Here is a 21,024-nt window from a genome sequence, read left to right as displayed (position 1 = left end):
GCTTAGGTTTTCGCCTTCGCCAAAGCCAATGAGATCGGTTGAGGATCGGTATAAGCGCGCCAAATACACCGCCAAACGCCCTGCTCGGGCGCCGCTTTTAGAATGTTTCCGGTGAGTGCCCTACCCTCCTCCCTCCCCCCCGCCGAACGCCGCCCGATCCGTGAACTCCCCGACGAGCTGATCAGCCAGATCGCCGCCGGTGAAATGGTCGAGCGTCCCGCCTCGGTGGTGCGCGAACTGCTCGACAACGCGCTGGACGCCGGCGCGCGCCAGATCACCGTGCGGCTGGCCTCGGGCGGCGTGCGGCTGATCTCGGTCGAAGACGACGGCCTGGGCATTCCCCGCGAGGAACTCACGGTGGCGCTGCGCCGCCACGCCACCAGCAAGATCGCGAGCCTGAGCGACCTCGAAACGGTCGGCACCATGGGCTTTCGCGGCGAGGCGCTGGCGGCCATCAACGCGATCGCCGAACTCAGCATCCTCTCGCGCTTCACCGGCGCCGACAGCGCCTTCGTGCTCGACGGCGGCACCGGCGAGTTGCGGCCCGTGGCGCGCTCGGTGGGCACCACGGTCGAGGTGCGTGAGCTGTTCTTTGCCACGCCCGCGCGGCGCAAGTTCCTGAAGACCGACGCCACCGAGCTGGCCCACTGCATCGAGGCCGTGCGCCGCCATGCGCTGGCGCGGCCCGAGGTGGGCTTCTCGGTCTGGCACGACGGCAAGTTGATCGAACAATGGCGCGCCGCCGCCACGCCCGAGCAACGGCTGGCCGATGCGCTGAGCGACGACTTCGTGTCGCAGAGCGTCTCCGTGCTGCGCGAAGGCGGCCCGGTGCGCGTGGTCGGCCGTGCCGGCATTCCCGACGCGGCGCGCTCGCGCAACGACCAGCAGTTCTTCTACGTCAACGGCCGCTTCGTGCGCGACAAGGTGCTGTCGCACGCGGTGCGCAGCGCCTACGAAGACGTGCTGCACGGCCAGCGCCAGCCGGTGTACGTGCTGTACCTGGAGATCGATCCCGCGCGCGTCGACGTCAACGTGCACCCGACCAAGATCGAGGTGCGCTTTCGCGACGGGCGCGAGGTGCACCAGGCGGTGCGCCACGCCATCGAGGACGCGCTGGCCGCGCCGCGCGCCGGCGATGCGCTGGCACCGGCCGACGCGCCGCCGCAGCCCTTCTTCAAGCAGACCCCGCTGCCGCCGAGCGCCAGCTGGTCGCAGCCCGCGATCCCGTTCCAGGCACGCGAGCGCGGTGCCGGCGACTTCGAGGCCATGTGGCCGCGGCGCACCGAGGAACAGGGGCACGCGCCGGTCACGGCCCCGTCGCAGTGGCAGACCGAAGCGCCGGCGATGTCGTTCCGCGCGCCGGTCGGACTGCCCGACAGCGAGGCCCTGGCCCCCATGCCAGCGCCCGTCATGAACCAGGACGCCTGGCCGCTGGGCCGCGCGCTGGCCCAGCTGCAGGGCATCTACATCCTGGCCGAGAACAGCCAGGGCCTCGTGATCGTCGACATGCACGCGGCGCACGAGCGCATCGTCTACGAGCGGCTCAAGACCCAGCTCGACGGCGCGGCCATCACGAGCCAGCCGCTGCTGATTCCGGCCACCTTCGCCGCCACGCCGCAGGAAGTGGCCACGGCCGAGGCCTGCGCCGAGGTGCTGCCCACGCTGGGGCTGGAGATCACGCCCTTCTCGGCCCGCACGCTGGCCGTGCGCGCCGTGCCCGGCACGCTGGCCGACGGCGACCCGGTGGAGCTGGCGCGCAGCGTGCTCGCCGAGCTGGGCCAGCACGACGCGAGCACCGTGGTGCAGCGCGCGCAGAACGAACTGCTGTCGACCATGGCCTGCCACGGCGCGGTGCGTGCCAACCGCAAGCTCACCATCGACGAGATGAACGGCCTGCTGCGCCAGATGGAAGCAACCGAGCGCTCCGACCAGTGCAACCACGGCCGGCCGACCTGGCGCCAGCTGTCGATCCGCGAGCTCGATTCGCTGTTCATGCGCGGGCGCTGAGCCCGTCGTCGGCGGCCACGCCGACATGCCGCAGCGTGACGGCGGCCAGCACCGCCAGGACCGCGATGCTGACAGCGCTGGTGGCTGCGGCGGCATTCAGTCCTGCGAGGAAGGCGGCTTGTGCCTGCTCCAGCACGCCGGCTGGCAACTCGCGCGCGACCGCTGTAGCGCCTGCAAGGCTGTCCGATACCGCGCGCTGAAGCCCCATGGCCATGCCGCCGATCGGCTCGCCCATCCGCGTGCGATACACCGCCGTCGTCAGGCTGCCCAGCGTGGCGATGCCCACGGCCAGGCCCAGCTCCTGCACCGTTTCGGACAAGGCCGAGGCCGATCCGGCCTTCTCGGGCGGCGCAGCGCCCACCACCAGATCGGTGCCCAACGCGGCGATGGTGCCCAGGCCGAGGTACACGAGCGAGAACGCGGCCGTCACCCACGCGACGCCATGCGGCGTGCGATCGAGCTGGCTCAGCACCAGATAGCCCACGACCGACAACCCCAGCGCCCCCGCCATCACATGGCCCGGCCGGATGCGCCGCGCGAGCAGCGGCGCCGTGATGCCGGCCACCAGCATCGCAAGCGCCGGCGGCCCCATCCACAGCCCGGCTTCCAGCGGCGACAGGCCCGCCACCAGCTGCAGGTACTGGGTCACCAGCAGCATCGTGCCGCCGACACCGACCAGCCCCACCAGCAACACCACGAGCGCGACGCTGAAGGCCCGGCTGGCGAACAGGCCGAGGTCGATCAGCGGATGGCGCAGCCGCCGTTGCCGCCGGACGAACCCCAGCGCGAACGCCAGCCCGCCGACGAGCGCCAGCACGGCCCCGACACCGATCCCGTCCTTCGCGACCTGCTTGATGCCGTAGACCACCGGCAGCAACGCAAGCAGCGACAGCGCGACGCTGGGCAGATCGAGCCGCCCCTGCTGCGGCGCGCGGTACTCCGGCAGCAGGAACGGCGCCGCCACCAGCAGCAGCCCGACCACCGGCAGCGCGACGAGAAAGGCCGCGCCCCAGCCGTGGTGCGCGAGCAGCAGGCCGCCCACCACGGGCCCGGCCGCCATGCCGAGCGCGAACATGGTCGCCCACAGCCCGATGGCCAGCGCGCGCTGGTGCGGGTGCAGGAACATGTTGCTGATCAGCGCCAGCGTCGACGGCATCAGCGTCGCGCCCGCCACGCCAAGCACGGCACGCGCGGCGATCAGCTGGTTGGCGCTGGTCGAAGAGGCCGCGATCACCGACGCCACGCCAAACGCCGCCGCCCCCACCATGAGCAGCTTGCGCCGCCCGATGCGGTCGCCCAGCGTGCCCATCGTGACGAGAAAGCCGGCAATCATGAAACCGTAGGCATCGACGATCCACAGCGCCTGCGCGCTCGTGGGGCGCAGGTCCAGGGCCAGCGCGGGCAGTGCCAGGTGCAGCAGCGTGAGGTCGAGCCCGAGCAGCAAGGTCGGCAGCGCCAGCAGCGCGAGCCCGGTCCATTCGCGGGCGCCGGCGCGGCCGTCGCGCCTCGCGGCGGGTGGGCTGTCGGAAAGGGAAAGTGAATCGCAAGGTGCGGTCAAAAGGGGCCTCCGGGTGCGCGTTCGGGTTGCGGAAGCCCCATCTTCAGGACAAGATCATCACATTACAATTTAAGCGTTTATCCTATTACTGGAGACAACAGCCTTGATCGAGCGCAGCCTCAGCCGCACCAAGAACGAGCTGTCGGAGTTCCTGACCCGGCACCGCCGCAAGCTCACGCCCGCCGATGTGGGCCTGCCCTCGCAGGGGCGGCGCCGCACGCCCGGCCTGCGGCGCGAAGAAGTCGCGGTGATGGCCGGCGTGGGGCTCACCTGGTACACCTGGTTCGAACAGGGGCGCGAGATCCAGGTGTCGCAGAAATTCCTGCTCGGCGTGGCCCATGCCCTGAAGCTGGACGACGCCGAGTGCAGCCACCTGTTCCTGCTGGCCCACAAGCGCCCGCCGCCGCCGGAGGCCCATCAGCAGGCGTCGGTCACGCCCCGCATCCAGCAGCTCATGGACGAGCTGCCCACCCGCCCCGCCTACGTGTTCAACCTGCGCTGGGACGTGGTGGCCTGGAACGCCGCGGCCGACGCGCTGTTCGGTTTCAGCGCGCGCGAGCGCGAGGCGCGCAACCTCCTTCGCATGGTGTTCGCCGACCCCGAACTGCGCCGGCGCCTGCCCGCCTGGCACGACGATGCGCCCGCGCTGCTGGCGCAATTCCGATACGACTTCGCCATTGCGCCCGACGATCCGGCCATGCTGGGTCTGGTCACGGACCTGAAAGCGCTCTCGCCCGACTTCCGCCGCTGGTGGGACACCCCCGACAGCGCGCCCGCCCGGCGCGGGCTCGGATGCGTACAGATGGCCGACAGCGGAACGTTGGAGTTTCACCACGAAACACTCGTGGTCGACACGCACCGGCACCTGCGGATGGCGGTGTATTTCGTGCAGCCGGCACCAGGCTGAACACCGGGGCCTGTGCGGCAGATAAGCGCCGTCAGCGCCCATTTCGAGGGTTTTCGAGGGTTTTGTGGCGTCATCCACGGTGCGGGCACGCACGTTGCATGGTCTCGTGCCAGGCGCCGGCGAGCGCTGCACAGGGGGAGCTGACACGCGATGCCGACGCGTTTCAGAAAGCAAGCAGATGAACTTTCGGCCGACTTTCGCTGTCCCTCCACCCCATGATCAAACGCTGGCCCCTCCTCGCGTCCATCTTTTCGCTCTGTGCCCTCCTGGCAGCCGGCTGTTCGACCCTCGACGAACGCCAGCGCGAATGGATCTTCCAGCCCAGCGACCGCAGCTGGGGCAATTCGGCCCAGATGACCGAAGGCATGCAGGACGTGTGGATCGACTTCCAGTCGTCCATCACCGGTGAACCGGCGCGCCTGCACGGCCTGTGGCTCGGCGGCGCCCCCGAAACCACCGAGACCCCCGTGCTGCTGTACCTGCATGGTGCGCGCTACAACGTGGCCGGCTCGGCACCGCGCATCCAGCGCATGCACGAGCTGGGCTTCTCGGTGCTGGCCATCGACTACCGCGGCTTCGGCAAGAGCTCCAAGGGCCTGCCCTCGGAAGCCTCGGCCCGCGAAGACGCCCGCGCCGCCTGGACCTGGCTGGCCGCACGCCATCCGCGCCAGCACCGTTACATCTTCGGCCACTCGCTGGGCGGCGCCATCGGCATCGACCTGGCGGCCACGGTGAACGACGAGAGCGGCACCATCGTCGAGAGCACCTTCACCTCCATCGCCGACGTGGCCAGCAGCTTCAAGTGGGGCTGGCTGCCCTTCGGCCCGTTCATCACGCAGCGCTTCGAGGCGATTCGCACCGTCAAGGACATCGGCGCGCCGCTGCTCGTGGTGCACGGCACCGCCGACAGCCTGATCAACCCGACGCTCGGGCGCAAGCTGTACGACGCGGCCACGGTGCCCAAGATGTTCGTGCTGGTCGAGGGCGGCTCGCACCACAACACCAACTCGGTGGGCGCGACGCAGTACCGCGCGGCGCTGTCGCAGCTGTTTCGCATGAAGCCCGAGGACAGCAGGACCGTGGCGGACAGCCGGCCGCAGCCGCGGCTGGTGTCGCCGCGGCCTGCACAGCCTTCATTGCCTTCCGCGGCGCTGTCGCCGCAAGAGGTGCGGGGCGAGGCGCACACGCCCGCCCCCGCCGCCATCTAAACCGGCTTCTTCAACCGGTTCCGTTCCCGCGTCAGGCCGAGGCCAGATCGAACGGCAGCTGGCGCAAGGGCTTGCCCGTCAGCCGCGCCACGGCGTTGGCGAAGGCAGGCGCCAGCGGCGGCAGGCCGGGTTCCCCCATCCCCTTGGGCGCATCGGCACTCGGCACGATGTGCACATCGAACTCGGGCACCTGCGTGATGCGCGCCACGCTGAAGTCGCCGAAGTTGCCCTGCTGCACGACGCCGTCCTTCAGCGTGATGGCGCTGCCCTGCAGGCAGGTCGACAGCCCCATCACCGCCGCGCCCTGCACCTGCGCTTCCACGCTGCGCGGGTTCACCGCCAGGTTGCAGTGCACGCCCGAGGTCACGCGGTGCAGCACGGGCTGGCCGTCCTTCACCGACGCTTCGACCACATAGGCCACCACCGACTCGAAAGACTCGTGCACGGCCACGCCCCAGGCGCGGCCTTCGGCCAGCTTCTTCTTGCCGTAGCCGCTCTTGTCCACGGCCAGCTGCAGCGCGGCGCGGTGGCGCGGGTGCTTGTCGCCGAAGAGGCTCATGCGGTAGGCCACCGGGTCCTGCTTGGTCGTGCGGGCGATCTCGTCGATCAGCGTCTCCATCACGAAGGCGGTGTGCGTGGAGCCCACGCTGCGCCACCACAGCACCGGCACGTTCACCTGCGGGTGGTGCACCGTGAGGCGCATCGGCACGGGGTACGGATCGCGCATGCCCTCGACGGCCGTGGCGTCGATGCCGTCCTTCACCATGGAACCCGCGAACACCGTGCCCGCGGTGATCGACTGGCCCACGATCACGTGGTCCCACGCGAGGATCTTGCCGCGCGCGTCGAAGCCGATGCGGGCGCGATGCAGGTGCATGGGGCGGTAGTAGCCGCCCTTGATGTCGTCCTCGCGGCTCCACAGCAGGCGCACCGGTGCGTCTTTCAGGCCGGCGGTGCGCGCGGCCTTGGCGATCTCGCAGGCCTCGACCACGAAGTCGCTCGAGCCCACGAAGCGCCGGCCGAAGCCGCCGCCCGCCATCTGCACGTTCACCTTCACCTGCGCGGGATCGAGCTTCAGCGTGCGCGCCGCGGCCTGGCCGTCGAGGTCGGCGGACTGCGTGCCGACCCACAGCTCGGCGCGGCCGTCCGACAGCTTCACGGTGCAGTTCTCCGGCTCCATGGGCGCATGGGCCAGGTAGGGAAACACGAACTCGGCCTCGAGCTTGTGCGGTGCGCCGGCCAGCGGCGCCATGTCAGCGTCGAACTTGCGGTTGCCGGGGCGACCGGCCAGTTCGCGGTACTGGGCCAGCTGCTTGTCGCTGTCGACCTTCTCCACCGCCTCGGTGTTCCACTGCAGCTTGAGCGCGTCGCGGCCCAGCTTGGCGGGCCAGTAGCCGTCGGCCACCACGGCCACGCCCTCGGCGCCGCGGTCCAGCGGAATGCGCAGCACGGCCTTCACGCCCTTGACGGCACGCGCCGCGCTGTCGTCCACCGAGGCCAGGCGGGCGCCGAACACGGGCGGATGCGCCACCACGGCCGTGAGCTGGCCGGGCTGCTTCACGTCGATGCCGAAGTCCTGCCGCCCGCTGCTCTTGGCGCGCGCGTCCAGGCGCGTGGTCGGGCGGCCGATGATCCGGAAGTCCTTCGGGCTCTTCAGCGTGACCGTCTCGGGCACCGGCAGCGCCATGGCTGCTTCGGCCAGCTCGCCGTAGCCCGCCTTGCGCCCGCCCGGGCCGATCACCGTGCCGGCCTGCGTGCGCAGCGTGGCCACATCGACCTTCCAGCGCTGCGCCGCGGCCGACAGCAGCATGGCCCGCGCACGTGCGCCCAGCTCGCGGTACTGCGTGTAGCTGTTCTTGATCGAGTTGGAACCGCCGGTCAGGTGCATGCCGAACAGCGGGTCGGCGTAGGCCGCATCGTTGGTGCCGTTGCGGCTGCGCACCAGGGCCCAGTCGGCGTCGAGCTCTTCGGCCAGGATCATCGGCAGGCCGGTCTGCACGCCCTGGCCGAACTCGAGGCGGTTGATGGTGACCGTGACCTCGCCATTGGGCGCGATCTGCACGAAGGCCGAGGGCTGTTGCGTCGGCTTGAGCGCACCGCGGGCCTTGGCCGGGCCGTCCGCCTGCGCCATGGCCATGTGAGGGAACGCGCCGAGCACGAGGCCGCCGGCGCCGGCCATCTTCAGGAAGCTGCGGCGCGGCAGCGTGGCGACCTCGTCGGATGCATCGGTCGCAGGCTGGGCCATCAGGCGCTGCAGCGCGCGCGGCAGGTCGTTGTAGTCGATGTGGGGCAGCATGTCGGCTCCTTAGGCGAGGGTCTTGGCCGCATCGGCCACGGCGGCGCGGATGCGGGCGTAGGTGCCGCAGCGGCAGATGTTGCCGGCCATGGCCGAGTCGATCTCGTCGGTGCTGGGCTGCTTGCCCTTGGGCAGCGACTGCAGGAAGGCGGTCGCGCTCATGATCTGGCCGCTCTGGCAGTAGCCGCACTGCGCGACGTCGTGCTTGACCCACGCGGCATGCACGGCCGCGCCCACGCGGTCGCTGCCGCCGGTCACGGCTTCGATGGTGGTGATCTTCTTGCCCTCGGCCGCCGCGATGGGCGTGATGCACGAGCGGATGGCCTGGCCGTCCATGTGCACGGTGCAGGCGCCGCACAGCGCCGCGCCGCAGCCGAACTTGGTGCCGGTCATGCCCAGCGTGTCGCGCAGGGCCCAGAGGATAGGGGTGCCGGGGTCGGCGTCGACCGTGTGGTCACGGCCGTTGACGTGGAGCGCGCTCATGTGGGTTTTCTCCGTAGGTGGGTGGGATGGGTCGGATTCACTTGGCGCCGTCGAGCACCCATTGCGCGAGGGCTTGCAGGTCCGCGTCGGGCACCTGGGCTTGCGCGGGCATGGGCATGGCGCCCCACTTGCCCGAGCTGCCGGCTTTCATGCTGGCGGCCAGCTGCGCGGCCGTGCCCTTGCCGTCGCCATAGCGCGCGCCGATTTCTTTCCAGGACGGGCCCACCACCTTCACGGCGGGCTGGTGGCAGGCCACGCACGCGTACTTCTGCGCCAGCGCGGTGCTGGCGATGGCGGGTGCGGACCAAACAGCGCTCGCGCCGATGGCCAGTGCGGCCACGAGCGAGGCGGTGATGCGATGCGGATGTCGTTCGTCGTGGGTCATTTCTTTTTTCATCATCGTGGAGGGGAAAGCACGGTCCTCGCGCCGCGCGCGGCAGGACTTCACGGCGGCCAGTGTCCGACGAAGCGCCCGCCGCCACTTGCCCAATCCGCGCGCGTTCTTGCCTGAAACAACGAGACTGAGCCAAAAACGCCAAGCGCATGAGAAGCGCCCGCTAGACTTTGCGCAAGCACCCGAAAGGATTCAGATGGAAGTGCTACAGCCGACGCAGCCAGACGATTCGGCCGTCCTCGGTGCCCTGGCCGCGGCCGTCGGGCGCATTGCCCGAAACGACGGCGACCACGCCACCGCCATTCCCGAGCTCTCGCTGCACCGGCGCAGCGCCGCGACCGAGCCCGTGCATTGCATCTACGGCTTCGGCCTGGGCATCACGGTCGGCGGACAGAAGCGCGCGGCGCTCGGCGACGAGATCTATGAATACGGCGCCGGCCAGTCGCTGCTGATCACGGCCGACCTGCCCGTGGTGGCGCACGTCACCCGCGCCAGCGCGGCACAGCCCTTCCTGGGCCTCATGATCCGGCTCGATCCGCGCGCCATCGTGCAGGTGGCGACCGAGATGGCGTTGCCGCCGCCCTCCAGGGAGCCCCACAACCAGCGCGCCCTGTCGCTGGGCGCGCTCGACCCGACGCTGCTGGGCACCGTCACGCGGCTCGTCGAGCTGCTGGCCGAGCCCCGGCTCGTTCCGCAGCTCGCGCCGCTGCTGCAGAAGGAAATCGTCGTGCGCCTGCTCGCCGGGCGCCACGGCCCGCAGCTGCAGCGCCTCATGACCGTCGGCTCGCCCAGCCAGCAGGTGGCGCAGAGCCTGGCGTGGCTCAAGATGAATTTCAGGAAGCCCGTGCAGGCGGACGAGCTGGCCGCGTCCGCGCACATGAGCCCGTCGACCTACCGCCAGCACTTCCGCGCCGTGACCGGCATGAGCCCGATGCAGTACCTGAAGCAGCTGCGCCTGCAGGAAGCCCGGCAGCTGATGCTGAACCAGAACATCGATGCAGGCACCGCCGGCGTGCGCGTGGGCTACGAAAGCGCCTCGCAGTTCAGCCGCGAGTACGCGCGCCTGTTCGGTGCGCCGCCGCTGCGCGACATCCGGCGGATGCGGGACGCGACCGCCGTCGCCTGAGCGCTGCGTCACGGGCAAAGCCCCGGGCAGCCGCCCGGCGTCCCAGACAAGCCCCGTGCAGCGGCCCGGTGCGTGCCATTTGCTACCCTCGACGCATGCCCCCCGCTTCCCCTGTTCCCCCCCGCTACATCGCGCTCGCCGGCCCCACCGCGTCCGGCAAGACCGCCGTCGCCCTGGCCGTGGCCCGGCTGCAGCCGGTCGAGATCGTCAGCGTCGACTCGGCGCTGGTCTACCGCGGCATGGACATCGGCACCGCCAAGCCCACCGCCGCCGAGCAGGCCGCGGTACCGCACCACCTGATCGACATCCTCGATGCGCGCGACAGCTACAGCGCCGCCGCCTTCGTGGCCGACGCCACCCGGCTCATCGACGCCATCCGCGCGCGCGGCGCGCTGCCCCTGCTCGTGGGCGGCACCATGCTGTACTTCAAGGCGCTGTTCGACGGCATCGACGCCATGCCCGCCGCCGACCCCGCCGTGCGCGCGCGCCTCGATGCCGAAGCCGTCGCGCTCGGCTGGCCCGCCATGCATGCGCGGCTGGCGCAGGTCGACCCCGTCACCGCCGCGCGGCTCGCACCGCAGGACAGCCAACGCATCCAGCGCGCGCTCGAGGTGTGGGAAAGCAGCGGCCAGCCGCTGTCGAGCTTCCATGCGAGCGACACCAAGGCCGCCAAGGCCGTCGACGGCGGCGTGCTCGTGTCGCTCGAACCCGAGGACCGCGCCTGGCTGCACGGGCGCATCGCCGAGCGCTTCGACGCCATGCTCGCGGCCGGTTTTCTCGACGAGGTGAAGGCGCTGCGCGCACGCGGCGACCTGTCGCCCGACCTGCCCTCGATGCGCTGCGTCGGCTACCGCCAGGCCTGGGAGATGCTCGACGCCTGCGGCGACGCGCCGCCCGATGCCAAGGCCTTGAACGAGTTGCGCGAGCGCGGCATCGCCGCCACGCGCCAGCTCGCCAAGCGGCAGATCACCTGGCTGCGCAGCATGCCGCAGCGCACCGTGATCGCCTGCGACGCGCCCGACGCGGTGCAGGCCGCCGTGCGGCACATCGCACAGATCGCTCACATCGCGCGCGGGGCGACGCCCGCATGACGCTGCACCTTTCCAACCTCGGCAAGCACTACGGCGACGCGCCGGTCTTCGAACACGTGAGCCTGCAGGTCGCGCCCGGCGAGTTCGTCGCCATCGTCGGCGAATCGGGCGTGGGCAAGTCGACCCTGCTCAACTGCATGGCCGGCCTCGACAGCTGGGACGAAGGCAGCGTGTCGCACGACGGCACCGACATCGGCGCACTCGACGGCGAGGCCCGCGCGCTCTGGCGCCGCCAGCACGTCGGCTTCGTGTTCCAGGCCTTCCATGTGCTGCCGCACCTCGACGTGGCGCAGAACGTGTCGCTGCCGCTGATGCTGCTGGGCCGCCCGCGCGAAGACGCGCGCGTGGCCCACATGCTGGAGGCCGTCGGCCTGCCCGGCATGGGTGCGCGGCTGCCGCAGACGCTCTCGGGCGGCCAGCTGCAGCGCGTGGCCATCGCCCGCGCGCTGGTGCACCGGCCCGCGCTGCTGCTCGCCGACGAACCCACCGGCAACCTCGACCCATCGACCGCCGCGAAGGTGATGGACCTGCTGATCGGCCAGACGCGCGAGCACGGCGCGTCGCTGGTGCTGGTCACGCACTCGGAGAGCGCCGCGGCGCGGGCGGACCGGTTGCTGCACCTGACGGCGAGCGGCATCCGGGCCTGAGGAGATTCAGCCGATCAGCGAGGCGTAGCGCGACAGGTCGACGTTCCCGCCGCTGATCACGATGCCCACGCGCTGGCCTTCGATGGCTTTCGCAGCCGCAATGGCGCCCGCGAACGCGAGGCATCCCGTCGGCTCCACCACCATCTTCATGCGCTCGGCGAAGAAGCGCATCGCCTCGACGAGCTGCTCGTCGGTGACGGTGAAGATGTCATCGACATCCTTTTTGATGATGCCGAAGGTGTACTCGCCCAGGTGCTGCGTCTGCGCGCCGTCGGCGATGGTCTTGGGCGTTTCGATGTGCACGATCTTCCCGGCGCGCAGCGACTGCTGGCCGTCGTTGCCGGCCTCGGGCTCCACGCCGTAGACCTTGCAGGCGGGCGACAACGCGCGCGCCGACAGTGCCGACCCCGAGAGCAGCCCGCCGCCGCCGAGGCACACGAAGAGGTGATCGAGCGGGCCCGTCTCTTCGATGAGTTCCTTCACCGCCGTGCCCTGCCCCGTGAGCACATCGGGGTGGTCGTAGGGCGGAATCATCGTCATGCCGCGCTCCTGCGCGAGCCGCTTGGTCAGCGCCTCGCGGTCTTCGGTGAAGCGGTCGTACATCACCACTTCGGCGCCGTAGCCCTTGGTGGCCGCGACCTTCGCGGCGGGCGCGTCCTTGGGCATGACGATCACGGCCGGCATCGACAGCAGGCGCGCCGACAGCGCGATGGCCTGCGCGTGGTTGCCCGACGAGAAGGCGATCACGCCGCCCTTGCGCTGCGCCGCGTCGAACTTCGACAGCGCATTGAACGCGCCGCGGAACTTGAACGCGCCCATGCGCTGGAAGTTCTCGCACTTGAAGAAGAACTGCGCGCCCCAGCGCTCGTTGGCGGTGGTCGATTGCAGCACCGGCGTGCGGTGGGCATGGCCTTCGAGCCGCGCGGCCGCGGCGATGACGTCGTCGTAGGTAGGGAGTTGCATGGGTCGAGCTTAGCGGCGGCGTGCCGTTCCTTGCAGCCCCGATGGGTAAAAACCCGGGGATGCGCCCCGTCGCCGAAGTCCGTACTCTGTATACAGAGTTCAGAAAAGGCCCCGTCATGCCCGCCCAGTTGCTCAGCATCGAAGTCGCCCCCGACCTCGTCGACCAGGTCTACCGCGCCCTGCTCGGCGCCATCAGCAGCGGCGCGCTCGCGCCGGGCGAGCGGCTCACGCAGGAGGACATCGCGGCGCGGCTCGCGGTGTCGCGCCAGCCGGTGCTGCAGGCGCTGCGGCTGCTCAAGAAGGACGGTTTCGTGCAGGACGCGCCCGGGCGCGGCGTGCTGGTGGCGCCGCTGGAGGCCGAGGCGATGCGCAAGGTCTACCAGGTGCGCGGCGCGCTCGACGTGCTGGCCGCGCGGCTGGCGGCGCAGCAGCGCTTTCGCATCGACCCCAAGCTCATCGAGCGCGGCCGGCGCGCGGCGCGCGGGCGCAATGTCGAAGCCATGATCGATGCCGACGTCGCTTTTCACCAGGCCATCTACGCCGCCTCGGACAACCCGCTGATCGGCCAGAGCGCCGACCCGCACTGGCGCCACCTGCGCCGCGCGATGGGCGCGGTGCTGCAGGCCGAGCCGCAGCGCGAGTCGCTGTGGGACGAGCACGAAGCCATTGCCGACGCCATTGCCGCCGGCGACGTCGAACGCGCCGCGCGCCTGAGCGACGAGCACGTCTCGCGCGCGAGCGACGCGCTGGCCGAGCGGCTCGCGCAGCAGCTGGCGCGCACGGCATCCGCATCTGGAACCCCCACCAAGAAAGGAGACAAGGCATGAAGCTGACCCCCGAGCAACGCGCGCAGTTCGAGCGCGACGGCTACCTGTTCTTCCCCGGCCACTTCTCGCCCGAAGAGACGAAGGTGCTGACCGAGGCGGTGCCCGACCTGTACAGCAAGCGCGCGGCCTTCAACGTGCGCGAGAAGGGCTCCGACGCCGTGCGCACGAACTTCGCGGCGCACCTCATCAGCGAGCCCTTCGCGCGGCTGGCGCGGCACCCGCGCATGGTCGAGCCGGTGATGGACCTGTTCGACGAAGCGGTCTACATGCACCAGTTCAAGATCAACGGCAAGATGGCCTTCGAGGGCGACGTGTGGCAGTGGCACCAGGACTACGGCACCTGGCTCAACGACGACCTGATGCCCACTGAGCGCGCGATGAACGTGGCCATCTTTCTGGACGAAGTGACCGAGCACAACGGCCCGCTGATGTTCATTCCGGGCAGCCACCGCAAGGGCGTGGTCGACGCGAAGCATGACCTCACGACCACCAGCTACCCGCTATGGACGGTCGACAACGACCTGATCCGCCAACTGGTCGATCGCGCGGGCGGCAAGCAGGGCGGAATCGTCTCGCCCAAGGGGCCGGCCGGTTCGATGATCCTGTTCCACAGCTGCCTCGTGCATGCCTCGGGCAGCAACCTCTCGCCCTTCAACCGCGTGGCGGTGTACCTGAGCCTGTGCGCCGTCAGCAACCACATCCGCCGGCACCAGCGGCCGGAGTACATCGCGCACCGCGACTTCACGCCCATCGAGGTGCTGCCCGACGACTGCCTGCTGACGCCCTACCCCGTCGAGGTGCCGTGGAAAGACGGCCTGCCCGAGAGCGCGCTGCGCACCTCGCCCGACCTGATCGAAACCGTGGAAGCCTGACCGCCATGAGCCTGCACACCCGCCTGCAACAGCGCGCCGCCGAAGGCCGCCCCATCCGCATCGGCCTGATCGGCGCCGGCAAGTTCGGCGCCATGTACCTGGCGCAGATTCCGCGCACGCCCGGCGTGCAGCTGGTCGCCATTGCCGACCTCTCGCCCGCCGCCGCGCGCGTCAACCTGGAGCTCGTGGGCTGGCAGGCCGAGCGCAGCAACGCCGCCTCGGTACAAGAGGCGCTGAAGACCGGCGCCACCTGGATCACCGACGACTGGCAGGCCGTGACGCGCGAGCCCAGCATCGACATCGTGGTGGAGTGCACCGGCAACCCGGTCGCCGCGGTCGACCACTGCCTGGATGCCTTTGCGCACGGCAAGCACGTGGTCAACGTGACGGTCGAGGCCGACGCCTTCTGCGGCCCGCTGCTCGCGCACAAGGCGCAGCAGGCCGGCGTGGTGTATTCGCTGGCCTTCGGCGACCAGCCCGCGCTGATCTGCGACCTGGTCGACTGGGCCCGCACCTGCGGCTTTCCGGTGGTGGCGGCCGGGCGCGGCCACAAGTGGCTGCCGCACTTCACCGAATCGACGCCCGAGACCGTGTGGGGCAACTACGGCCTCACGCCCGAGCAGGCGAAGCGCGGTGGGCTCAACCCGAAGATGTTCAACAGTTTTCTCGACGGCTCCAAGCCATCGATCGAAAGCTCGGCCGTGGCCAACGCCACCGGCCTGGGCGTGCCTTCCGACGGCCTGCTCTACCCGCCCGCGAGCGTGGAAGACATTCCCTTCGTCACGCGTCCGAAGAGCGAAGGCGGCGTGCTGGAGCGCAAGGGCATGGTCGAGGTGATCTCGTCGCTCGAGGCCGACGGCCGCAAGATTCCCTACGACATCCGCATGGGCGTGTGGGTCACGGTCGAGGCCGAGACCGACTACATCAAGAACTGCTTCGAGGAATACAACGCCCACACCGACCCGAGCGGGCGCTACTTCACGCTGTACAAGCGCTGGCACCTGATCGGGCTCGAGGTGGGCATGTCGGTCGCCAGCGTGGCGCTGCGCGGCGAGCCCACCGGCGTGGCCACCGGCTGGAACGCCGACGTGGTCGCCACCGCCAAGCGCGACCTCGCGGCGGGCGAGATGCTCGACGGCGAAGGCGGCTACACCGTCTGGGGCAAGCTGCTGCCGGCCGAGCGCTCGCTGCGCCTGGGCGGCCTGCCGCTCGGGCTGGCGCACAACGTCAGGCTCGTGCGCCCCGTCAAGAAGGGCCAGAGCCTGAGCTGGGCCGACGTGGCGATGGACACCACCACCGCCGCCTACCGGCTGCGCCAGGAAATGGAAACGCTGTTCACGCCCGCGGTACGCGCCCACGCGGCCTGAGCGCGGGGCCTGGCGCCCACGTTGCGCCAAAGAGCGAACAGGACAAGAATCTTCTGCTCGGCACCGGTCCGGTGTCGAAATGACCGGCTGCGGGCCGTCATTGTGGTGAGCGATCTTGCTCGGCAAGCTTTTCCTCACGGAGAAACACCATGCAGTACATGTTGATGTTCTACCAACCCGCGGCCGAATTCGAACAACGCAACGACGCCTCGTCACAGGCCTACCGCGCCAGCTGGGTCGCTTACGCCGACGCGGTGCGCCAGTCGGGCATTTCGCTCGGCGGCCACGGCCTGCTGCCGCCCATGACCGGCACCACGCTGCGCGTGCGCGGCGACAAGCGCCAGGTGCAGGACGGCCCCTTCGCCGACACCAAGGAGCAGCTCGGCGGCTACTTCGTCGTCGACGTGCCCGACCTCGACGCGGCGCTCGAATGGGCCGCGCGTGCGCCCTGCGCCGCCAGCGGCGGTGTCGAAGTGCGGCCGGTCTTCACCGCCACCGCAGCGGCGGGCGCGAGCCAGACGTGACCACTCCGGCGGCACACCACGCCGCCGAACGCGCGGCACGCGAGTCGTACGGGCGGCTGCTGGCCATCCTGTCCGCCCGCACGCACGATATCGCGGCCTCCGAAGACGCGCTGGCCGACGCCTTCGCCCGCGCGCTCGAGCGCTGGCCCGCCGACGGCGTGCCGGTGCAGCCCGACGCCTGGCTGCTGAGCGTCGCGCGGCACCGCAAGCTCGACGCCTGGCGCCACAGCCGCGTGCAGGACGACGCCACGCAGACCCTGCTGCTGCTCGCCGGCGAGATGGACGAGGCCGACCCCGATGCCGCCACCGTGCCCGACGAGCGCCTGCGCCTGCTGTTCGTCTGCGCGCACCCGGCCATCGACGCCGCCGCGCGCGCGCCGCTCATGCTGCAGACCGTGCTCGGGCTCGATGCCGCGCGCATGGCCGGAGCCTTCCTCACCTCGCCTTCCGCGCTGGGCCAGCGGCTGGTGCGCGCCAAGGCCCGCATTCGCGCGGCCGGCATTCCTTTCGAATACCCGCAGGCGCGCGACCTGCCCCACCGGCTGCGCGACGTGCTCGACGGCATCTACGCCGCCTACGGCACCGGCTGGGACGACGTCGACGGCGCCGATGCCCTGCCGCGCGGCCTGACGACCGAGGCCATCGACCTGGGCCGCATCCTGTGCCGCCTGCTGCCCGCCGAGCCCGAGCCGCTGGGCCTGCTGGCGCTGATGCTGTTCTGCGAGGCGCGCACCACGGCCCGCCGCACCGAGGCCGGCGCCTACGTGCCGCTCGACCAGCAGGACATCACGCGCTGGGACCACGCGCTGCTGGCCGAGGCCGAGCACCATCTGCGCATCGCGTCGGCCATGCAGTCGCTCGGTCCCTACCAGCTCGAGGCCGCGATCCAGTCGGCCCACTGCGAACGCCGCGCCGGCGCACCGGTGCCGCCCGAGGTGCTGGTGTCGCTGTACGAAGGCCTGCTCGCGCTGCGGCCGAGCATCGGCGCGCAGGTCAGCCTGGCGTGCGCGCTGGCGAATGCGCGCGGGCCCGAAATCGGGCTGCGCGCGCTCGATGCGATTCCATCGGACGAGGTGGCGAGCTACCAGCCGTTCTGGGCGGCGCGCGCGCACCTGCTCGCGGCCGGCGGCGCGCGCGTGGCGGCGCGGCAGGCGTACGACCGGGCGATCGGGTTGAGCAGCAATGGGGCGGTGCGGGCGTACCTGCACGCGATGTCGGAACGGGCCTGAGGCGACCCGCGCCTACCGCGCATTGAATGTGCGCGGAAACAACGCGGCCTGCGATCGGTCTCGCAATCGGTAGCCCATGGCGGGCCGGCCCAGGCTGCCCGCCACCATGCCCGCTTCTTCCATGAACCCACCGTCCAGCATCCGCTTGCGGAAGGCACTCTTGTCGATGTCACGGCCCAGCACGACCTCATAGGCGTGCTGCAGCGACGGCAAGGTGAAAGGCTCTTCCAGAAGAAAGGCCGGCAGCGAGGTGTATTCCACCTTGGCGCGCAGACGCGCAACGGCCGCCTCGAGCAGTTCTCCGTGGTCGAACGCCAGACGTTTGCGCAAGGCCGCATCGACCTCGAACCACGCCACCTCGGCGGCGTTGGCGCCGCTGCGCAATTGCATGGCCTGCGCAGGGATGAGTGCATAGAAGCAGTGCGTGGCCGACCACCCGCGCGGATCGCGCTGCGCCCCGCCCCAACTCCCGAGCTGCTCGAGATAGGGCGTGACCACGCCGGTCTTCTCACGCAGCTTGCGCAGTGCGCAATCGAGCAACGAAGCATCTTCATTGGTGTTGATGAAGCCGCCCGGCAATGCCCATTTGCCAGGAAACGGCTCGTTGCTGTCGGCCGCTCGTTTCACCAACAAGACCTGCAATGCGTCGTCGAGCACAGTGAACATCGCCACATCGACAGTGACCAACGGGCGGGGAAAGGTCAAGGCAGGGAACGTTGAAGCGGGCATGGTCACGATCAGCTTGACTCCGGATTTATTAGTTGTACTATACAACCCATCATTAGTTGCACAGAGCAACTCAATGAGATCGCTAGAAGAACAACAACGAGAGGAACCCAGAACAATGAACAAGCAGACCACGCCGCTTCCCACCGAACCCCATCTCGCCCAACGCGAGCGCTGGCCGCAGGACGGAAAGCACATCCTGGCGCATCACGATGCCCAGTCCGTCATCGTCTACCAGGCCTACCGCCCCGCCATCGGCGAATACGCGGTCCGGCACGGCCGTCTCGACGGACCGGACTTCAGCCTTTCACGGATGAGCTGGATCAAACCCAACTTCCTCTGGATGATGTATCGCTCCGGCTGGGGCACCAAGGAAGGCCAGGAGGTCACGCTCGGGCTGCGGCTGCGCCGCGCGTTCTTCGAACGGGTCGTGCGCGAGGCCGTGCCTTCGACCTTCGATGCCGAGCGCTATCCTGATCGCGATGCGTGGCAGGAGGCGGTCAACCGTTCCGAGGTTCGCCTGCAATGGGACCCGGACCACGCACCGGCAGGCAACAAGCTGGAACGCCGCGCGATTCAGCTGGGCTTGCGGGGCCGAACGCTCGCCGCGTTTGCGAATGAAGAACTGCTCGAGGTGATCGACATGCGCGCCTTTGTGGACGCTCAACGCCCGATGGCGCAGAACGACAACCCCGGGCTGCAATTGCCGGTCGAGCATGTGCTCGGCTTCGAATCCTGAGGACCACAAGGAATGACGACGAACACACCCCACGCGCTGCGCAGCAACAAAGACCTGCTCGCGCACATCGCCCAAGGCCACAAGATCGACTGCCTGTTCTTCTGGGGCCACCAGGTTCCGAAGGACGGCAGCATCGGCAAGAGCTGCTTCAGCCAGTGGTACGAGGCGCCCTTCACTGTCGAAGGCGTCACCTACCGTACCGCCGAGCATTTCATGATGGCCGGCAAGGCGCGGCTCTTCGGTGACGCGGCCACCTGCGAAAAGATCATCGCCGCGCGCACGCCCGGCGAAGCAAAGAAGCTGGGGCGCCAGATCGGCAACTTCGATGAAGCGGCGTGGCTCGAAGCGCGCTTCGACCTCGTGACGCGCGGAAACGTTGCGAAGTTCTCGCAGAACGCGGCGCTCGGCGCGTACCTGCTCGGCACCGGCCGGCAGGTGCTGGTCGAGGCGAGCCCCGTCGATGCGATCTGGGGCATCGGCCTCGCTGCGACAGACGCGGCAGCGCAAGACCCACGCACCTGGAAAGGCCTGAACCTGCTGGGCTATGCGCTGATGGCAGCCCGCGACGAACTGGGGGCGGCCCCATGAACGCGGCGCGCTACCAGGGGTGCCTGCTCGGGCTGGCCTGCGGCGATGCGGTGGGCACCACGCTGGAGTTCCGCACGCGCGGCACGTTCGAGCCCATCACCGACATGCGCGGCGGCGGCCCTTTCGGCCTGATCCCCGGCGAATGGACCGACGACACCTCGATGGCGCTGTGCCTCGCGGCGAGCCTGATCCATTGCCAGGGCTTCGATGCCACCGACCAGATGAACCGCTACTGCAACTGGCGCAGCGTGGGCTACATGAGCAGCACGGGAAGCTGCTTCGACATCGGCTTCACGGTGTCGGGCGCCCTCACCCGCTACCTCGCATCGGGCGATCCGTTCGCGGGCGACCCCGATCCGCGCACGGCAGGCAACGGCGCGCTGATGCGGCTCGCGCCGGTGCCGATGCTCTACGCAGCGAGCGCCGAAGCGACGTGGCGACAGGCCGGAGAAAGCACCCGCACCACGCACGGCGCGCAGGAGGCCATCGAGTGCTCGCAGGTCTTCGCACTGCAGCTGCGCGCAGCGCTGCAGGGCAAGAGCAAGGCTGCGATCCTGGCCACCGCGCCGTTGGCACCTTTGAGCGAAAAAGTCGCGGCGCTGGCACGCGGCGACTACGCCTCGAAGCCGATCGAACGCATCAAGGGTTCGGGCTATTGCGTCGAATCGCTCGAAGCAGCGCTCTGGTGCTTCGCGCACACCGACTCGTTCGAGCAGGCGGTCCTCGCGGCCGCCAACCTGGGTGACGATGCCGACACCACCGCGGCGATCTGCGGCCAGATCGCGGGTGCCTTCTACGGCGTGGACGGCATTCCCGCCGGCTGGCTGCGCCAGCTCGTGATGCGCGACGAGATCACGCAGATGGCCAACGACCTGCTCGCGCTGGCGCAACGCTGAACGCGTCCGCGCTCAATCCGACGTCACGGCAGCGGCGGCCCCCACGCGCCGCCCTTCAAGCCGGCTGCCACCCTGCGACAGCGTGACCCCGATCACCTCGCCCCCATCGCCGCGCCGGAACACGAACTGCGCCCCGATGGCCGTCACCGCAAAACGATCCGGCCCGGTGGGCGTGAGAAGGTTGTAGCCCTTGCCCGATTCACGCGCCAGCAGGCGCCCATCGCGCACGGTGAAGCCCAGCACCTGCGCCTTGCCGACGCGGAATTCGCCCGCGTAGTCGAGCAGGCGCTTCGGATCGATGGGCACTTCGGTCGTCGGCACCGGGTAGCGGCTCTTGCCGATGGCGAGCATCACGGGCTGCAGCGGCGCGCGCTGATTGCTGGCGAGCACGATGAGCGCCTCGCCGGTGTCGGGCGCCAGCAGCCAGAGCGTGCGGTAGCCCTCGGTGACGCCCGCGTGGTAGTAGGTGCGCCGGCCGGTCTCGGGGCCGCGCACCATCACGGCATAGCCGATCTCGGCGCCCTCGTAGCGCGCGAGCGGCGTGAGCAGCCGCGCGGCGGCCGGGCCCAGCGGGCC

20 protein-coding genes and 1 pseudogene are annotated in these 21,024 nt (G+C 70.0%); 14 read left to right on the top strand and 7 right to left on the bottom strand.

Going from position 1 to position 21,024, the window contains the following annotated elements:
- Positions 1-111: 111 nt before the first annotated feature.
- A complete protein-coding gene (gene mutL, locus VBO01S_RS20270; protein ID WP_062478532.1) occupies positions 112-2,007 on the top strand; it encodes a DNA mismatch repair endonuclease MutL in 1,896 nt (631 codons plus the stop codon).
- On the opposite strand, the gene VBO01S_RS20265 is transcribed toward mutL, so the two are convergent.
- On the bottom strand, positions 1,991-3,565 hold the full coding sequence (locus VBO01S_RS20265; protein WP_062478507.1) for an MFS transporter: 1,575 nt from the start codon (positions 3,563-3,565) through the stop codon (positions 1,991-1,993). The genes mutL and VBO01S_RS20265 overlap by 17 nt on opposite strands.
- Before the next feature lie 103 nt (positions 3,566-3,668).
- Between VBO01S_RS20265 and VBO01S_RS20260 the strand changes: the two genes are divergently transcribed.
- A complete protein-coding gene (locus VBO01S_RS20260) occupies positions 3,669-4,472 on the top strand; it encodes a helix-turn-helix transcriptional regulator (protein WP_062478504.1) in 804 nt (267 codons plus the stop codon).
- A 215-nt stretch (positions 4,473-4,687) separates the two neighbouring features.
- On the top strand, positions 4,688-5,680 hold the full coding sequence (locus tag VBO01S_RS20255) for an alpha/beta hydrolase (RefSeq protein WP_157627397.1): 993 nt from the start codon (positions 4,688-4,690) through the stop codon (positions 5,678-5,680).
- Between the two features lie 31 nt (positions 5,681-5,711).
- Here the strand turns inward: VBO01S_RS20255 and VBO01S_RS20250 are convergent, their stop codons facing one another.
- Genes VBO01S_RS20250 through VBO01S_RS20240 form a run of 3 tightly spaced genes read right to left on the bottom strand, consistent with a single transcriptional unit; the run spans position 5,712 to position 8,844 of the window.
- Positions 5,712-7,976, bottom strand: a complete 2,265-nt coding sequence (locus tag VBO01S_RS20250) for a xanthine dehydrogenase family protein molybdopterin-binding subunit (RefSeq protein ID WP_062478502.1) — start codon at positions 7,974-7,976, stop codon at positions 5,712-5,714.
- Positions 7,977-7,985: 9 nt separating this feature from the next.
- Positions 7,986-8,459, bottom strand: a complete 474-nt coding sequence (locus tag VBO01S_RS20245) for a (2Fe-2S)-binding protein (protein WP_062478499.1) — start codon at positions 8,457-8,459, stop codon at positions 7,986-7,988.
- 37 nt (positions 8,460-8,496) lie between these two features.
- Entirely contained in the window at positions 8,497-8,844 is a 348-nt protein-coding gene (locus tag VBO01S_RS20240; RefSeq protein WP_062478496.1) for a c-type cytochrome, read from the bottom strand.
- Positions 8,845-9,049: 205 nt separating this feature from the next.
- Between VBO01S_RS20240 and VBO01S_RS20235 the strand changes: the two genes are divergently transcribed.
- The 3 genes from VBO01S_RS20235 (at position 9,050) to VBO01S_RS20225 (ending at position 11,717) form a co-directional block, all read left to right on the top strand.
- Positions 9,050-9,979, top strand: coding sequence for an AraC family transcriptional regulator (locus VBO01S_RS20235; RefSeq protein WP_062478493.1), 930 nt, complete (start codon positions 9,050-9,052; stop codon positions 9,977-9,979).
- Between the two features lie 95 nt (positions 9,980-10,074).
- The gene (gene miaA / locus VBO01S_RS20230) at positions 10,075-11,070 is read left to right on the top strand and encodes a tRNA (adenosine(37)-N6)-dimethylallyltransferase MiaA (protein ID WP_062478491.1); all 996 of its coding nucleotides are present in this window, start codon (positions 10,075-10,077) and stop codon (positions 11,068-11,070) included.
- Positions 11,067-11,717: an ABC transporter ATP-binding protein gene (locus tag VBO01S_RS20225; protein ID WP_062478488.1), complete on the top strand. Its 651-nt coding sequence runs from the start codon at positions 11,067-11,069 to the stop codon at positions 11,715-11,717. The genes miaA and VBO01S_RS20225 overlap by 4 nt, the downstream gene beginning before the upstream one ends.
- Positions 11,718-11,723: 6 nt before the next feature.
- On the opposite strand, the gene VBO01S_RS20220 is transcribed toward VBO01S_RS20225, so the two are convergent.
- Positions 11,724-12,680, bottom strand: coding sequence for a threo-3-hydroxy-L-aspartate ammonia-lyase (locus VBO01S_RS20220; protein ID WP_062478485.1), 957 nt, complete (start codon positions 12,678-12,680; stop codon positions 11,724-11,726).
- A 116-nt stretch (positions 12,681-12,796) separates the two neighbouring features.
- On the opposite strand from VBO01S_RS20220, the gene VBO01S_RS20215 reads away from it, so the two are divergent.
- From VBO01S_RS20215 to VBO01S_RS20195, 5 genes are all read left to right on the top strand, one after another.
- A complete protein-coding gene (locus VBO01S_RS20215; RefSeq protein WP_062478482.1) occupies positions 12,797-13,507 on the top strand; it encodes a GntR family transcriptional regulator in 711 nt (236 codons plus the stop codon).
- Positions 13,504-14,379, top strand: a complete 876-nt coding sequence (locus VBO01S_RS20210; RefSeq protein ID WP_062478479.1) for a phytanoyl-CoA dioxygenase family protein — start codon at positions 13,504-13,506, stop codon at positions 14,377-14,379. Before VBO01S_RS20215 ends, VBO01S_RS20210 begins: the two co-directional genes overlap by 4 nt.
- Before the next feature lie 5 nt (positions 14,380-14,384).
- Positions 14,385-15,746 carry an NAD(P)H-dependent oxidoreductase gene (locus VBO01S_RS20205; RefSeq protein ID WP_062478476.1) on the top strand — a complete coding sequence of 454 codons (1,362 nt, stop codon included), beginning with the start codon at positions 14,385-14,387 and terminating at the stop codon, positions 15,744-15,746.
- A 149-nt stretch (positions 15,747-15,895) separates the two neighbouring features.
- Positions 15,896-16,270, top strand: a complete 375-nt coding sequence (locus VBO01S_RS20200; protein WP_062478473.1) for a YciI family protein — start codon at positions 15,896-15,898, stop codon at positions 16,268-16,270.
- Positions 16,267-17,499, top strand: coding sequence for an RNA polymerase sigma factor (locus tag VBO01S_RS20195; RefSeq protein ID WP_062478470.1), 1,233 nt, complete (start codon positions 16,267-16,269; stop codon positions 17,497-17,499). Before VBO01S_RS20200 ends, VBO01S_RS20195 begins: the two co-directional genes overlap by 4 nt.
- A gap of 12 nt (positions 17,500-17,511) precedes the next feature.
- Here VBO01S_RS20195 and VBO01S_RS20190 read toward each other — a convergent pair whose 3' ends face one another.
- On the bottom strand, positions 17,512-18,228 hold the full coding sequence (locus tag VBO01S_RS20190) for an NUDIX hydrolase (protein ID WP_062478468.1): 717 nt from the start codon (positions 18,226-18,228) through the stop codon (positions 17,512-17,514).
- A gap of 115 nt (positions 18,229-18,343) precedes the next feature.
- Here VBO01S_RS20190 and VBO01S_RS20185 point away from each other — a divergent pair, with 115 nt between their 5' ends.
- From VBO01S_RS20185 to VBO01S_RS20175, 3 genes are read left to right on the top strand one after another with little or no spacing between them, the layout of a single operon-like run.
- A complete protein-coding gene (locus tag VBO01S_RS20185) occupies positions 18,344-18,964 on the top strand; it encodes a DUF4291 domain-containing protein (protein WP_062478465.1) in 621 nt (206 codons plus the stop codon).
- Positions 18,965-18,976: 12 nt separating this feature from the next.
- Positions 18,977-19,552, top strand: coding sequence for a riboflavin biosynthesis intermediates N-glycosidase (gene ybiA, locus VBO01S_RS20180; RefSeq protein ID WP_062478462.1), 576 nt, complete (start codon positions 18,977-18,979; stop codon positions 19,550-19,552).
- Positions 19,549-20,448, top strand: a complete 900-nt coding sequence (locus VBO01S_RS20175; protein WP_062478459.1) for an ADP-ribosylglycohydrolase family protein — start codon at positions 19,549-19,551, stop codon at positions 20,446-20,448. The genes ybiA and VBO01S_RS20175 overlap by 4 nt, the downstream gene beginning before the upstream one ends.
- Before the next feature lie 12 nt (positions 20,449-20,460).
- Here VBO01S_RS20175 and VBO01S_RS32715 read toward each other — a convergent pair.
- Positions 20,461-21,024, bottom strand: a pseudogene (locus VBO01S_RS32715) (serine hydrolase domain-containing protein); the annotation flags it as partial.

Origin of the sequence: Variovorax boronicumulans NBRC 103145 (genome assembly GCF_001591345.1) — a bacterium.
GTDB classification, from domain to species: domain Bacteria; phylum Pseudomonadota; class Gammaproteobacteria; order Burkholderiales; family Burkholderiaceae_C; genus Variovorax; species Variovorax boronicumulans.
The sequence above is the reverse complement of the archived record's forward strand: the minus strand, read 5'-3'. Positions and strand labels throughout refer to the sequence as shown.

Coding starts and splice junctions, on each gene's coding strand:
- VBO01S_RS20255 (WP_157627397.1), top strand. CDS start 4,688: ATGATCAAACGCTGGCCCCTCCTCGCGTCCATCTTTTCGCTCTGTGCC.
- VBO01S_RS20250 (WP_062478502.1), bottom strand. CDS start 7,976: ATGCTGCCCCACATCGACTACAACGACCTGCCGCGCGCGCTGCAGCGC.
- VBO01S_RS20245 (WP_062478499.1), bottom strand. CDS start 8,459: ATGAGCGCGCTCCACGTCAACGGCCGTGACCACACGGTCGACGCCGAC.
- VBO01S_RS20240 (WP_062478496.1), bottom strand. CDS start 8,844: ATGACCCACGACGAACGACATCCGCATCGCATCACCGCCTCGCTCGTG.
- VBO01S_RS20235 (WP_062478493.1), top strand. CDS start 9,050: ATGGAAGTGCTACAGCCGACGCAGCCAGACGATTCGGCCGTCCTCGGT.
- miaA (WP_062478491.1), top strand. CDS start 10,075: ATGCCCCCCGCTTCCCCTGTTCCCCCCCGCTACATCGCGCTCGCCGGC.
- VBO01S_RS20225 (WP_062478488.1), top strand. CDS start 11,067: ATGACGCTGCACCTTTCCAACCTCGGCAAGCACTACGGCGACGCGCCG.
- VBO01S_RS20220 (WP_062478485.1), bottom strand. CDS start 12,680: ATGCAACTCCCTACCTACGACGACGTCATCGCCGCGGCCGCGCGGCTC.
- VBO01S_RS20215 (WP_062478482.1), top strand. CDS start 12,797: ATGCCCGCCCAGTTGCTCAGCATCGAAGTCGCCCCCGACCTCGTCGAC.
- VBO01S_RS20210 (WP_062478479.1), top strand. CDS start 13,504: ATGAAGCTGACCCCCGAGCAACGCGCGCAGTTCGAGCGCGACGGCTAC.
- VBO01S_RS20205 (WP_062478476.1), top strand. CDS start 14,385: ATGAGCCTGCACACCCGCCTGCAACAGCGCGCCGCCGAAGGCCGCCCC.
- VBO01S_RS20200 (WP_062478473.1), top strand. CDS start 15,896: ATGCAGTACATGTTGATGTTCTACCAACCCGCGGCCGAATTCGAACAA.
- VBO01S_RS20190 (WP_062478468.1), bottom strand. CDS start 18,228: ATGCCCGCTTCAACGTTCCCTGCCTTGACCTTTCCCCGCCCGTTGGTC.
- VBO01S_RS20185 (WP_062478465.1), top strand. CDS start 18,344: ATGAACAAGCAGACCACGCCGCTTCCCACCGAACCCCATCTCGCCCAA.
- ybiA (WP_062478462.1), top strand. CDS start 18,977: ATGACGACGAACACACCCCACGCGCTGCGCAGCAACAAAGACCTGCTC.
- VBO01S_RS20175 (WP_062478459.1), top strand. CDS start 19,549: ATGAACGCGGCGCGCTACCAGGGGTGCCTGCTCGGGCTGGCCTGCGGC.